Here is a 14608-nt window from a genome sequence, read left to right as displayed (position 1 = left end):
CGCCCGTGCTGAGACGGGCGTTTTCCATAGCGTCATTGATACCATCATCGCAACAATTAGCGCTGCATCCACTGGCCATTAATACCGCGCACATATTCACCGGCAGCCGCACGGTTAACTAACTTTTGCCCTGCCAGCTTGGCAACATCTTCAGTTGAAATATGGTTTTTCTGCGCCACTTCCTGATATTTCTCTGTTCTGGCAATATTGATTTGCTCTACCAACGCCAGTGTCTCAGGATCTTTTTTGACCGGAGCCAAATAACCACTCAGGGTTTCGCCAACCCGCCCTTGCTGCTTTGCCTGTTCCACGGTCAGGGCGAAAGCCATGGCGCTGAACAGCAAACTGCCACTCAATATCGTCCACCCCAACATCACTCGAATCAGCCTTAGCCTGCCACCAATCCAGCCTGAATTTTGCTTTTTCATCGTGGCTCCTTAAAATAGATTGGATTGATTTTTAAGCAAGTTTTCCACATCTTTATCAACTTTTATCTGGATTTCATGCTCAATCTTGACGTTCATATTGATAGTGATCGGTTTTTCCGGTGTCGCTACCTCAAGGCGTAAACAGCCACTGAGCATCAAAACACCCAAAGCTATTGCCACATGTTCCCCTGTCAAGATCTTCATTCCTTCGTCCTCGCCGGTATCACTGTTGGTTGTAAAGAAAGCGTCTGTTGTAGCCACTCTTGTAAATTGTCACCAAAACGCAGGCTACGCCAGAGTTGGAACACATTTTCCTGATGCTGATAATTCAATACTATCTCACGCTTTGAGTTTTTTTGCGTATTCACACCATGAATCTTCGAGCGTAATGTCAATTGCCCCAAATTATCCAGATCCACTTTGGCATAAGATTGATAAATCTCCATATAGCGTAACCAATCAATCGCAGCACCGGCGACAAAGTTACTATCACCGATTGAATTGGCCAGATCTTGATCGAGGCGCAATGTCACCCTGCCATCGTTAGCAATCCAACCATTACGCACCAACCACTGTGGGTTATTGAGATAAAGAGGCAATTCCCCGTTGACCTTCCCCGACATCGCAAACTGTTTCGGTTGTAGCACGGTAAATAGCTCACTCAAGTCAATGGCGGTTAATTTCAGCACGGCGGCGTCGTGTTGCGGTAAGCGTAACGCGGACAAACTCAGATGGCCGTTAAGAATGTCCATACCGACGTTACTCAAAGTTAACGGTGCATCATCAGAATAGGGATAAGTACCTTGTAAATCAGCAGTTATATTCTGCATTTCAAACAAGTTGCTTATTGAGGCGATACGCAACATCACCGGGTCTTTCGCGCCCAACTGCCAGTGGTGATTCTGCAAGCGATACGACATGACAAAATCTAACCCGCTCATTTCTCCGTCTTTCAGCCACATCCCGCCATTCTTCACCACCCAGTGACCACCGGCGGTAAAGCCTTGTTCTCGGGCTGCCGAAAAGGCCGCCTGAGCATACAGCTCTCCATCACGCAGTTTGATGCCTAACTCGGATGCGATAAGCGGCTGGAATACGGTTAACGATTGTTTCGGCCACCAGCCCTCACCCCGTAACCGCTCGCCATCCCAGCGGCCGCGCAGTGGGATCGGCCCGATAGGCTGCGCCTGCAATTGCCCCTGCCACAGAAAGCTGTTTGGTTCCCGACCATTGAGTTGCAAAGATAATTCAGCGGGAGGTAGATAACCGCCCCCGTCGCTGAACGACACTTTTTTCGCCCCTAACGCAAAACCGGCAATAAAGGCTGGGTGATGGTTATCGCGCTGCCAGGTGAGTGGTTTCACCAATGTCAGTCTTGGCGCCTCAACCTTAACCAGGCCATATTGCAACCGATCAAAACCGGTCGAGAGCTGGTCAACGGTGATTAATGTATCGCGCCAACTCCCCTTGCCCGCCATATCCCAGCGAGCAGCCAGTGGCGGCAGGTGACCATTGCCCCAGTAACGCCACTGCCAATAACCTTTATCCGGCCAAAACTCTTGCGCCTGACCATCCAAATGCAGGTTGAAATTACCCCAATAGCTGTCTTGTGCATCAACGATGGCTTGTAGACGCCCGCTAACCCCGGCAGCCGTGACCTTGACACCAGCCAATGGCCAGCGAGCATCTCTTATCCGCAATTCAGGCGTCACATTGCCATGCGCGCGCAGTAACGCCCCCGGGTGCAGCACCCACGTTGGGTTCAACACCGAACCACTGAGCAGCCCTGGAATGGTGGCATTAAGCACCATTTTCTCCAGATTAGCCTGACCACTGAGTTGGAATTTTAAATCGCTGTTTATCATGCTCAGATTACCCGGCCCGAGGGTCAATACGGCATTACCCTTACCACTCTGCCCAGAGGTAATCACATTAATTCGCGCGTCAACTGAGGTCTGATCCAACCCTTGGTCCCAGTCATGTAACGTCAGGTTAATACCGCCACTTAATGGTTGCTGCGCGTATGGCCATTGCCACTGTCCGTTAACTAGCTGAATTTGGTTTACCGCAACACGCCATGGCAACCGTGCGAGCGGCACATCATCGCCACGCTCAGTGAGCGTCAGCACACCTTGCTGCTGTTGCCAGCTCAAGTTTAGAAGCAGTGGTTTAGACAGATAACCGGTGGTTAGCATCCCCTGTAATTCACCCTGTTCCGGCCAATCATCCAGTGACAAAGGAATCTTTATTTTTCCACTGAGTTCGAAAGGCTGCGGGGTACCAGGAACCGCAATAGAGAATTGATGCAAACTCAGTTGTTGATCCTGATCAAGGGTCGCGGCAAAGCTCAGTTGCGGCCCCTGATAACGTAACTCTTGAATCAATTTAAGCTTATCGGGCGAGGTGAGGGTCAGTTTACCGGCATATTGCTGCCAGGGCGTAATCTGCAAATTGCTGATATCCAGATCCAATACCGATAACTGCTGTTGCCAGTAAGCTAAATTCAGTGGTGCGCTGTCGCCATTAGTCGGTAATTTACTCAAACAAGCAGTATCCAACGCAACATTACCGGCCGCAAGTTGCCAGCGCCCCTGATGGTAGCCGACACTCAATTGATTCATATTTGCGAGGGTGCAGTCTTGTATCGAATAGCGCAATTGCTTGATACGCAGTGCGCCGTCACGCCATACCGGTGGCGTAGCCAGCGTTATCTGACTCCCCACGGGTAACCAATAATGTGCCACTTTGGGTAACCACTGTGGCAGGGTTTTCCATAATGCCATCAGAGAAATTGCGCTGATTAATAACAACCAACCCACTATTTTTGCGCATTTAGCCATGACTCGCCTTGTTTTATCCCCAACCAGACTTACGGTGTGCTTTAATCAAATCACTGCAAGATACCATAATAGATAACGCTACCCTTGCAACTCAGACAAAACTGTTGCCATTGAAAGTTGGAATAAAAACCTTATCTCTTTGGCATGAAAAAGTTACAAGTGCTCTATTTAACTTATTATTGTGGCAAATTGTATGATTTATTCAAATCTGTTAGATTGATCACAATATTTTAGCGGAGATATCGCGATGAAATTAGCCGTTTACAGTACTAAACAGTATGACCGTAAATACCTCGAATTGGTCAACAAAGATTTTGGCTTTGAATTAGAGTTTTTCGATTTTCTGTTAACGCCAAAAACAGCAAAAATGGCTGCTGGCTGTGATGCGGTCTGTCTTTTCGTCAACGATGATGGTTGTCGTGCGACATTGGAAGAACTGAAAAGTGTCGGCGTCGAGATTCTAGCGTTGCGTTGCGCTGGTTTCAATAATGTGGATCTGGAAGCCGCGAAAGAACTGGGAATTCAGGTAGTTCGTGTCCCTGCCTATTCACCTGAGGCGGTCGCTGAACATGCTGTGGGTATGATGATGAGCCTTAACCGCCGAATTCATCGTGCTTATCAGCGCACCCGTGATGCCAACTTCTCGCTGGAAGGACTGATCGGCTTCAATATGCATAACCGCACTGCCGGGATTATCGGTACCGGTAAAATTGGTGTGGCAACCATGCGCATTCTGAAGGGTTTTGGTATGCGTCTGCTCGCTTTTGACCCCTATCCAAGTGCGCAAGCTCTGGAACTGGGTGCTGAATATGTCGATCTCAAAACGCTATATGCTGAATCTGATGTTATTTCCTTGCATTGCCCGATGACACCGGAAAACCATCATCTGCTTAATAAACAATCATTTGATCAAATGAAAAACGGTGTAATGATCATCAACACCAGTAGAGGTGGTCTGATTGACTCTACCGCAGCCATTGATGCCCTAAAACAGCAAAAAATAGGTTCGCTCGGCATGGATGTGTATGAAAATGAACGTGACCTGTTCTTTGAAGACAAATCCAACGATGTGATTCAGGATGATGTTTTCCGCCGTTTATCTTCTTGTCATAACGTGTTATTTACCGGGCATCAGGCGTTTCTGACCGAAGAGGCGCTGACCAGTATTTCGGCCACCACAATGCAGAATATTGCCCAGTTGAAAAAGGGTGAACCCTGCCCGAATATTATTACCGCCTGATTATTTATACGTTATAACAAGCGGCAGCATGGGATACCCAATAGATTTCGAGCACAGGCAGGCGGCAAACAGAAGTAGCCAATACACCTGAGACTTGAAAGATGGCGGGTATCAACGTGCCGGACAAGCGCCGCGCATTAACGCCCATTCTTCACAACGTTTACCATCGGGTAACTGACACATCCCTACGCTGCCACCATTGAGTTGTTTGGCAATGGTTAATACACCACCGGCATTGGCACAGTTGACTGCCGCCGGATTGGCCATATTAATATTATGGTGGACACTGGCGCTGGTGGCTTGTTGCACGGGTTCATAGGCATCAACATTATTTAAAGCTGTATCCGTTGGGTCATTGCTGCTACAGGCGGCTAAAAAGAACACAGCGCCACCCACAAACATTGATAATACTTTCATTCTTCTGCTCCGGCATGAGAAAGGCATAAATCTATTGTTTAATGCAATTTCGTCTACGCTAATTGGCTTATATAATATCTGTTATAATTAAAACACAACATAAATAAGCGCAAATTCGATAATTAAACTTAACCTGTAACAAGGTGAATAGCCGAATTATCAAGGTAGTTTGCTGTTAAAAATTTGGCGAAATAACCAAACCGAGACTAATTAGATAGAGAATCAGTTACCTACGATTTGGATAAAAATAAAACGGGAATAACTATGATCACTGATTTACTGCTACGAATAGCCCTTGCCGGATTGCTGGGTGGGTTAATAGGTATTGAACGTCAATTGCGGTCAAAAGAAGCAGGATTGCGTACTCATATCCTGGTTGGCATCGGCAGTGCCATGTTTATGATTGTTTCAAAATACGGTTTCGAGGACTTACTGACACTGGAACACGTCAGTTTTGACCCTAGTCGAGTCGCAGCACAGGTTGTCAGCGGCATGGGGTTCCTGGGAGCCGGGACGATTATGATTCAAAAGCAGATGGTTAAAGGCCTAACAACCGCAGCCGGTATGTGGGTAACAGCGGCTATCGGCCTGGTGATTGGTAGCGGCCTGTATGAAATTGGCATCTATGGCACGCTAATGACACTGGTGGTACTGGAGATCTTCCGCCAATTGAGTAATCGCCTGCTTGGCCAGCACCATTATGTCTCGATCAAACTGTTACCCGAGAGTGTACCGCTTATTCTGGTCGCGCTGCAAAAACTGCGACTGCGACCAATTAACCTGTCAGTGGTACAAAAACGTGAAGAGAAGGATACCGATTGTGAACTGACCATGGAAGTGACTTTGTCACCTAGAAAAAGTCTCGATCAGTTTTATGAGACGTTATTGTCTATTGATGGCATACATCAATTAGACATTAAATAGTTGAAAAGGACGTTGTCCTACCTTTCAGTGACACCGACCATCACTCATTAGCGTGTTATCCCGCCCCACCACGATAACGCGCTAATAGATGAGTTCCGCCTGTATCCTACAGGCGTGATTAATGCATGGGTGTCTTAGACAGCAGATTAATCACCATAACCCCCGCAATGATTAGCGTCATCCCGGCAATGGCTGCCCAATCAAGCTTTTGTTGGTACATAAAGGTAGCGGCGATCGACACCAAAACAATACCCAACCCTGACCAGATGGCATAAGCGATACCTAATGGCATGGTTTTAACCACCTGCGAAAGCCCCCAAAATGCAATGCCGTAGCCAATAACCACCACAATTGAGGGTACCAATCGGGTAAACCCATCAGATGCTTTCAGCATCGTAGTAGCCACCACTTCGGCAACAATTGCCATCATTAAATACATGAAACCGCTCATCATCATTTTCTCATTTCAGTATTGGGTCAACATTATGCCCGTCCCATATTAAATGTTCATTAAATCTAATTCAGTTTCACAATTATTTTACAAAAGCACCCATAGGTATTGCTTCACCAAGCGATATCTGAGCAGTGCAATAAATAGTTTTCTAATTGTAATAATTATTATCCGAATAACATCTATATAAGCTTTGCCTGCGCTACTGGCTTATTTTCTGCATTTTAACTGAAAGCATTTAGCCCCCCAGCCACACAAACTCGATAACTGACAAAAATGCACTCTGCTAGAATTTCAGTATTAGTTCAAATAATTCGTTAACCGTCAGAGGCACCCATTACTACTTTGGTCTCTGCGTGACAAGCAATGTGAAGGTATAAATTAATGATTACTACTGACGGTAACAGTGCAGTAGCTTCTGTGGCCTATCGCGCCAGCGAAGTTATTGCTATCTACCCTATTACACCCAGTTCTACCATGGCAGAGCTTGCTGATGCATGGTCAGGTGATGGTAAAGTCAATATTTGGGGAGACGTTCCCCGCGTGGTTGAAATGCAGTCAGAAGGCGGCGCCATTGCCACTGTGCATGGCGCACTACAAACTGGCGCACTGTCGACCTCCTTTACCTCTTCGCAGGGATTGCTGTTGATGATCCCCACGTTGTATAAGTTAGCGGGTGAACTGACCCCTTTCGTACTGCATGTTGCAGCCCGAACCATTGCGACTCATGCCTTATCCATCTTTGGTGATCACTCCGATGTTATGGCTGTGCGCCAGACCGGTTGTGCCATGCTGTGCGCCAGCAGCGTGCAAGAAGCGCAGGATTTCGCCCTGATTTCACAGGTAGCGACGCTCAATAGTCGCATTCCATTTATTCATTTCTTTGATGGTTTCCGCACCTCACATGAAATCAATAAAATTGTGCCACTCGATGATGACACGCTACGCCAATTATTGCCGCAAAAAGGGATAGATGGCCACCGCAGCCGAGCGCTGTCACCGGAGAGTCCGGTTGTGCGCGGTACCTCTGCCAACCCTGATACCTATTTCCAGTCGCGTGAAGCGACCAACCCTTGGTATAACAACACCTATCAGCATGTTGCTGATGCCATGGCCGCTTTTGCCGAGGCCACTGGGCGCGAATATAAACCATTTGAATATTACGGCCACCCACAGGCGGAGCGTGTCATTATCTTAATGGGTTCCGCTATCGGCACCTGCGAAGAAGTGATCGATACTTTGTTGACGCGCGGCGAAAAAGTCGGCGTGCTTAAAGTGCGTCTATTCCGCCCTTTCTCTGCGGCGCAGCTGTTGAGTGTCTTACCCCAATCAGTAATAAAAGTGGCCGTGTTGGATCGCACCAAAGAACCGGGTGCACTGGCCGAGCCACTCTATCTTGATGTGATGACCGCATTGGCTGAAGCCTATAGCCGTGGCGAACGCGCCACATTACCGAAAGTGATTGGTGGTCGTTATGGTTTGTCTTCCAAGGAGTTTGGCCCTGATTGTGCTCTCGCCATTTTCAAAGAGTTGACATTGGATTTGCCTCGTCCACGTTTCACCGTAGGGATTTTTGATGATGTTACTGGTCTGTCATTGCCATTGACTGACGAAAAGATAGAACAACGCGCCACACTGGAGGCGCTGTTCTATGGCCTGGGCAGTGATGGTTCGGTCTCTGCCACTAAAAACAACATCAAGATAATCGGCAACAGTACCTCACTGTATGCACAGGGTTATTTTGTTTATGACTCGAAAAAAGCGGGTGGCCTGACGGTCTCGCACTTGCGCGTCAGTGAAACTCCGATCAATTCCGCCTATTTGGTCAGCCACGCCGATTTTGTCGGTTGCCACCAGTTGCAGTTTATTGATATCTACCAAATGGCCGAACGGCTGAAACCGGGTGGTATCTTCCTGATTAATACCCCATTCAGTGCAGACGAAATGTGGTCTCGCCTACCACAAGAAGTGCAGGCCGTATTGCACCAGCGCAATGCACGGCTGTTTGTGATCAATGCAGCCAAAATTGCCCGTGAATGCAAACTGGGCGCTCGTATTAATACCGTGATGCAGATGGCGTTCTTCCATCTGACACAGATTTTACCCACTGCGATGGCGCAACAGCAGTTGCGGGCCGCAATTGATCGTAGCTACAGTAATAAAGGGCCAGAAATTGTCACGCGCAACTGGCAGGCACTGGATGCGACCCTTGATGCACTGATTGAAATCCCGCTACAACCGATTAATGAAAATAGCCCGATGCGGCCACCGATCGTCTCCGATCAAGCACCTGATTTCGTCAAAACAGTTACCGCAACCATGTTGGCTGGTTTGGGGGACGCACTGCCAGTATCAGCCTTCCCGCCTGATGGAACCTGGCCGGTGGGTACGACCCAGTGGGAAAAACGCAATATTGCAGAAAATATTCCTATCTGGCAGCCCGACCTCTGTACCCAGTGCAACCACTGCGTTGCCGCCTGCCCACACTCAGCAATCCGTGCCAAAGTGGTACCGCCAGAGGCTATGTCTGGTGCACCTGACAGCTTGCAGTCACTCGATGTCAAAGCCCGTGATATGCGTGGGCAGAAGTATGTGTTACAAGTTGCGCCGGAAGATTGCACCGGATGTAACCTGTGCTATGAAGTCTGTCCGGCCAAAGATCGCCAGAATCCTGAAATCAAAGCCATCAACATGCAACCACGGCTGGAGCACCTGGTGGAAGAAAAAACACACTATGACTTCTTCCTCAAATTGCCGGAAATCGATAAAACCCAAATTGAACGTATTGATATCCGTACGTCACAATTGATTTCCCCGCTGTTTGAATACTCTGGAGCCTGTTCGGGTTGTGGCGAAACACCGTATATTAAGCTGTTGACCCAGTTATATGGCGATCGTCTGTTAATTGCCAACGCCACCGGTTGCTCATCAATCTATGGCGGCAATCTACCTACCACGCCTTATACCACCAACGCCGATGGTCGTGGTCCGGCATGGGCTAACTCACTGTTCGAAGATAATGCCGAGTTCGGTCTGGGCTTCCGCCTCACCGTCGATCAGCATCGTCAGCGGGTAACTCGCCTAATCAACCAACTGGCACCACAGTTACCGCAAGAGCTGGTCGATCAGTTAATTCTTCAGGATGCCACGCCAGAAGTACGCCGTGAGCAAGTCTCTCAATTGCGTCAGCTATTGCGTGACATCCCAGGCAATGATGCTCAACAATTGGCAACCGATGCGGATTATTTAGTCGATAAATCCATCTGGTTGATTGGTGGCGATGGCTGGGCATATGACATTGGTTTTGGTGGACTTGACCATGTATTGAGCCTAACAGAAAACGTCAATGTGCTGGTGCTCGATACCCAGTGTTACTCCAACACCGGCGGCCAGCAATCTAAAGCGACCCCGCTCGGGGCGGTCACTAAATTTGGTGAGCATGGCAAACGTAAGGCGCGCAAAGACTTAGGCGTCAGTATGATGATGTATGGCCATGTCTATGTTGCCCAGATTTCGCTGGGAGCGCAGCTCAATCAGACGGTAAAAGCCATTCAAGAAGCGGAAGCTTATCCTGGCCCATCGCTGATTATCGCTTACAGTCCGTGTGAGGAGCATGGTTATGATTTGGCCTACAGCCATGATCAGATGAAGCAATTAACCGCCACCGGTTTCTGGCCGCTATACCGCTTTGACCCACGCCGCACTGACGAAGGCAAAGCGGCCTTGGCATTGGACTCCCGCCCACCAAGCAGTGACCTGACCACCACACTGCTGAATGAGCAACGTTTCCGCCGACTCAATACCCAAGAGCCGGAGGTGGCGGCACAGTTGTACGCGGCGGCGGAGAAAGACTTGAAAAAACGCTACGACTTCCTGAGCTTACTGGCAGGGAAAACAGAAAAAACCGCCTCTGAGGGATAAGTCCACTCAGTATCAACATCGTTTATCAGCAGGATAACAACGCCTCATTCGGGGCGTTGTACTGCGGGTTTTGATTCTGGGGGCACCCTATTCTATTGTTTTTCTCGTACTGAGTATTCCCCCATAAATCAATGGGGGAATAGCAGAATGGGTCAAAGGTGATATTACCGCGTTAACTTAATAGATAAATAAAATCAGAGATTGGTTACATCTATATACAGGGCGTTATTGATATTGGTAGAAGAAACCGTTGCTTCACTAAACGCGTACTCTTCCCTATCCCCGTCACGATCTAACGGCAGGTTGACGAAATCAAAAAGGTTACGGTCAGCTAACTGGCTTGGGCTTACGTTTTGTATTGACTTAAATACACTCTCAACCCGTCCCGGATCTTTTTTATCCCATTCGCCTAGCATGGTTTTAATCGCCTGGCGTTGCAAATTCTCCTGCGAACCACACAGGTTACATGGAATTATTGGAAAAGTTTTATACTCAGAATACTTAATCAGGTCTTTCTCGCGGCAATATGCCAGCGGCCTGATAACAATATTACGTCCATCGTCAGAACGTAATTTTGGCGGCATCGCTTTCATGCGTGCACCATGGAAAATATTCAAAAATAGCGTTTCAACAATGTCATCCATATGGTGACCGAGCGCGATTTTTGTAGCGCCAATCTTCTCCGCAAATGAATACAATGTTCCTCTGCGTAGACGAGAACATAGCCCGCAGGTTGTTTTACCTTCAGGTATTTTCTCTTTAACAACCGAATAAGTATCTTTATCCACAATATAATAAGGGATATTAAGGCTTTCAAGATACTCAGGCAGAATATGCTCAGGAAAACCGGGCTGTTTTTGGTCTAAATTTACCGCAATAACATCGAACTTGATCGGCGCAACCTTTTGTAGGCCGAGCAGGATGTCCAACATTGCAAACGAGTCCTTCCCACCACTCATGCATGCCATTACAACGTCATTATCTTCGATCATGTTGTAATCGGTGATAGCGTTGCCGACATTTCTCCGAATGCGCTTCTGGAGTTTATTGAACTCAAGGGTTTCTTTTCTTGTATCTTCTTGATTCATAAATACTTATCAGGTCTCTAATAACGTTCAGAGCGACTAATTCCGAGTGAAAAAGTAAAGCGTTATTATACGTAAGTTTATGCATCCATGAAACAGTAGAAATTGCAGCAACCCTGAGCAGGTTGAAAGGAATTAAATATCTTGCTAAAAATGCATAAAAAAAATGCCGATGTTGAGACAACATCGGCATCGTAACAATTATGTGCTATGCAGTAATTCAAAATAAAAGTATTACAAATATGGAGCGCAACGCCCATCGCTTGACGTTGCATTCACCTGCACAGTGATAATGCCTGAGTCATTACCATCAAATCTTGATGTGGCTCAATTTTGCAGTGATTAACCCTATCTCTGGCACACTCTTTTACGCGCCTACCGCTTCATTATTAGAGCCATTTACTGCGCTTTAACCACCAGGCAACACCTAACACCAAAGCCACCAACATCATGCAAAAAGTCGCAAAACCAAAAGAGTCGGTATTACCGGGGATCCCACCAAGGTTGACCCCAAACAAACCGGTCAAAAAGGTCGTCGGTAAAAAGACCATTGCCAAAAGCGACATGGTATAGGTCCGCCGGTTCATCGCATCAGCCATTAATGAACTAATTTCATCAGACAGCACTGCCGTGCGGGCGATGCTTGAATCTAAATCCTCTAATCCACGGCCCAGCCGTTCTGAGATTTCCTGCATTCGACGCCGATCATCATCATTCATCCAGGGCAAACGCTCGCTGGCCAATCGAGAAAATACATCGCGTTGTGGTGCCATATAGCGGCGTAACACAATTAGCTGCTTGCGTAATAATGCCATTTGCCCACGCTGGGGGATTTTTTGCTCCAGTAAATCATCTTCAAGATCGATAATTTTGTCGTGTAAGTCTTCGATAAACTCACTGGTATGGTCGGTCAGGCCATCGACAATCTCCACCAGCCAATTACCACTGTCTGTCGGGCCAGTGCCGCTTTGCAGGTCATTTAGTACATCATCGATGGAGTAAACCTTACGATGGCGAGTTGAGACGATCAATTTGTCTGTGATATAGACCCTAATCGTCACTAACTGATCGGGACGGGCATCGGTGTTAAAGTTAATACCACGCAAGGTTATCATCGTGCCATCACCCAGCCGGGTGACCTTAGGACGCACACTCTCCCCCGCCAGACCATCACGCACCACCTCTGGCAGTAAGGGTGTATTTTGCAACCAGGCTGCACTTTGCGGATAGGTATAATCCAGATGCAACCAGCAAGGCTGCTCCGCTGTGGCGACCGCATCAACACTTATTGACGTCACCCCCCCTTTACCATCGAGTTGATAGGCATAAACCGCATCAGAGACTTGAAGTGCTTTCCCTTCGACTACATCCACAACAACATCCTCTATTTCGGAATTTATCATGCAATTAGCTCAGTGTAGCGCTAGCCACCCGATCTTTAAAGGTGATGAACCAGGATAGCTCGCCGCAGCCATAACAGAACCGTCTGACACTAAGAAAACGCAATGTTAAATGTAGTAAAATGATCTAAACATAAAGTGACCAGATAGATTTAATTATCTCATCACCACTGAGAGAAAATTAAAAAAATAGAAAAAGCCGCCAATTAATACTGGCGGCCTAACTGTCAGAAACACACCAGCTTTAGTGCTTGATGATATACATCGTCTGACTGTATGCCACATCCTCAGGGTTAGTGATTGGATAACCTTTCACCCACGGCTTAATTAAACGGCCATTGGTAAATTGATATATAGGTGCGATAGGTACTTGCTCGGCAATAATCTGTTCAGCTTTATTATAATCATCACTCAGTGCTTTAGCATTGGTCTGTTTACCCGCTTCATTGAGTAACTTATCATAATCTACACTATTAAATTTCGCGATATTTCCGCTGTGTGTGGATGTCAGCAGTGACAGGAAGGTAGACGGCTCATTATAGTCACCGACCCATGACGCACGAACCACATCAAAATTACCGGTGTTACGGCTGTCAATATATGTCTTCCATTCCTGGTTAATCATTTTGACATCCACACCCAATGTTTTCTTCCACATAGAAGCAATGGCAATGGCTAATTTCTGATTATTATCAGAGGTATTATACAAGAGGGATAATGTTAACGGCTTATCAGGGCCATAGCCCGCAGCATGCAGCAATGCTTTGGCTTGTGCGTTCAATTCATCCTGATCTTGCTGCTGCAATAAATTTGCAACCGGATGGTAGCCAGCAGTAACATCAGGCGTAAAGTGATAAGCTGGCTTCTCTCCAGTACCTAATACTTTTTCAGCAATGATTTTACGATCTATCGCATAAGATAATGCTTTACGTACGCGAATATCATTGGTTGGTGCACGTTGCGTATTAAAGGCGTAATAATAGGTTCCTAGCTGATCAGGCGTATAAACCTGGTCAGGAATATCTTTTAGCAACTTCTGATATAAATTTTTCGGGAATGATTCTGTAATATCAATATCACCCGCACGATAACGTTTAGTGGCATTTGCTTCCTGATTAATTGGAATAAACGTTACTTTGGTCAGCACCGTATGCGCATGGTCCCAATAATGTTCATTCGGTACTAAGACCAATTTCTCATTGACGACTCTATCTTGTAATTTAAATGCGCCATTGCCTACCAGATTACCGACTTTGGTCCAATCATTACCATATTGTTCAACAACAGACTGGGGTACCGGGAATAAACTGAAATTTGCTGTCAGACTTGGGAAATAAGGTACTGGTTTACTGAGTTTGACTTTTAAGGTGTGATTATTAATAGCACTCACCCCTAGCGTGTCGGGTGACATTTTCCCTGAAATAATTTGCTGTGCATTCTCCATCCCCGCTAATTCAGCGAACCAGGCAAAAGGAGATAAACTTTTAGGGTCAACTAATCGACGCCAGCTGTAAACAAAGTCCTGTGCAGTGACCGGTGAGCCGTTAGACCATTTAGCGTCTTTACGTAAAGTAAATATATAGGTTTGGTTATCTGTTGTTTGCCAGCTTAATGCCACTCCGGGAATTATTTGGCCCTGAGCATCCTGATTCACTAAGCCTTCAAACAGGTCACGCGCGACCTGAGCCTCGATGAGCCCCACGGCTTTCATCGGATCAAGGGAGGCTGGCTCATCTTTAATATGACGAACGATTTCTTGTTTTTCTGCCAATACGGTACCCGCAGGAACATCAGCAGCATTTGCTGCGCCCAACGCGGTGCCCACTAATGCGGCACACAATGCATAACGGAAATAGCGCATAATCGATAACCTTATCGTTGTTGTCCATGTCAGCGAAAGCA

Annotated in this window: 11 protein-coding genes; 3 read left to right on the top strand and 8 right to left on the bottom strand. The window is 47.0% G+C overall.

The window, feature by feature from the left end; translation table 11 throughout:
* Positions 1 to 56: 56 nt before the first annotated feature.
* From A6J66_005190 to A6J66_005180, 3 genes are read right to left on the bottom strand one after another with little or no spacing between them, the layout of a single operon-like run.
* Positions 57 to 428, bottom strand: a complete 372-nt coding sequence (locus tag A6J66_005190; GenBank protein PNM23643.1) for a DUF1318 domain-containing protein — start codon at positions 426 to 428, stop codon at positions 57 to 59.
* 9 nt (positions 429 to 437) lie between these two features.
* Complete coding sequence (locus A6J66_005185; protein PNM26900.1) at positions 438 to 623, bottom strand: YnbE family lipoprotein; 186 nt, start codon at positions 621 to 623, stop codon at positions 438 to 440.
* A 5-nt stretch (positions 624 to 628) separates the two neighbouring features.
* Positions 629 to 3268, bottom strand: coding sequence for a YdbH family protein (locus A6J66_005180; GenBank protein PNM23642.1), 2640 nt, complete (start codon positions 3266 to 3268; stop codon positions 629 to 631).
* Positions 3269 to 3515: 247 nt separating this feature from the next.
* On the opposite strand from A6J66_005180, the gene A6J66_005175 reads away from it, so the two are divergent.
* Positions 3516 to 4508, top strand: coding sequence for a 2-hydroxyacid dehydrogenase (locus A6J66_005175; protein ID PNM23641.1), 993 nt, complete (start codon positions 3516 to 3518; stop codon positions 4506 to 4508).
* A 111-nt stretch (positions 4509 to 4619) separates the two neighbouring features.
* Here the strand turns inward: A6J66_005175 and A6J66_005170 are convergent, their stop codons facing one another.
* Complete coding sequence (locus tag A6J66_005170; GenBank protein PNM23640.1) at positions 4620 to 4925, bottom strand: DUF333 domain-containing protein; 306 nt, start codon at positions 4923 to 4925, stop codon at positions 4620 to 4622.
* Positions 4926 to 5189: 264 nt separating this feature from the next.
* Here A6J66_005170 and A6J66_005165 point away from each other — a divergent pair, with 264 nt between their 5' ends.
* Positions 5190 to 5849 (top strand): MgtC/SapB family protein, encoded by a 660-nt coding sequence (locus A6J66_005165; GenBank protein PNM23639.1) that lies wholly within the window; start codon positions 5190 to 5192, stop codon positions 5847 to 5849.
* Positions 5850 to 5967: 118 nt separating this feature from the next.
* Here the strand turns inward: A6J66_005165 and A6J66_005160 are convergent, their stop codons facing one another.
* Positions 5968 to 6300, bottom strand: coding sequence for a QacE family quaternary ammonium compound efflux SMR transporter (locus A6J66_005160; GenBank protein PNM26899.1), 333 nt, complete (start codon positions 6298 to 6300; stop codon positions 5968 to 5970).
* Positions 6301 to 6684: 384 nt separating this feature from the next.
* Here A6J66_005160 and nifJ point away from each other — a divergent pair, with 384 nt between their 5' ends.
* Positions 6685 to 10221: a pyruvate:ferredoxin (flavodoxin) oxidoreductase gene (nifJ, locus tag A6J66_005155; GenBank protein ID PNM23638.1), complete on the top strand. Its 3537-nt coding sequence runs from the start codon at positions 6685 to 6687 to the stop codon at positions 10219 to 10221.
* Between the two features lie 194 nt (positions 10222 to 10415).
* Here nifJ and A6J66_005150 read toward each other — a convergent pair whose 3' ends face one another.
* From A6J66_005150 to A6J66_005140, 3 genes are all read right to left on the bottom strand, one after another.
* Positions 10416 to 11309: a tRNA 2-thiocytidine(32) synthetase TtcA gene (locus tag A6J66_005150; GenBank protein ID PNM23637.1), complete on the bottom strand. Its 894-nt coding sequence runs from the start codon at positions 11307 to 11309 to the stop codon at positions 10416 to 10418.
* 386 nt (positions 11310 to 11695) lie between these two features.
* A complete protein-coding gene (locus A6J66_005145) occupies positions 11696 to 12679 on the bottom strand; it encodes a zinc transporter ZntB (protein ID PNM23636.1) in 984 nt (327 codons plus the stop codon).
* Positions 12680 to 12950: 271 nt separating this feature from the next.
* The gene (locus A6J66_005140) at positions 12951 to 14567 is read right to left on the bottom strand and encodes an oligopeptide ABC transporter substrate-binding protein OppA (protein PNM23635.1); all 1617 of its coding nucleotides are present in this window, start codon (positions 14565 to 14567) and stop codon (positions 12951 to 12953) included.
* Between the last annotated feature and the right edge of the window lie 41 nt (positions 14568 to 14608).

Origin of the sequence: Yersinia enterocolitica, assembly GCA_002082245.2 — a bacterium.
Taxonomy (GTDB): domain Bacteria; phylum Pseudomonadota; class Gammaproteobacteria; order Enterobacterales; family Enterobacteriaceae; genus Yersinia; species Yersinia enterocolitica_E.
The sequence above is the reverse complement of the archived record's forward strand: the minus strand, read 5'-3'. Positions and strand labels throughout refer to the sequence as shown.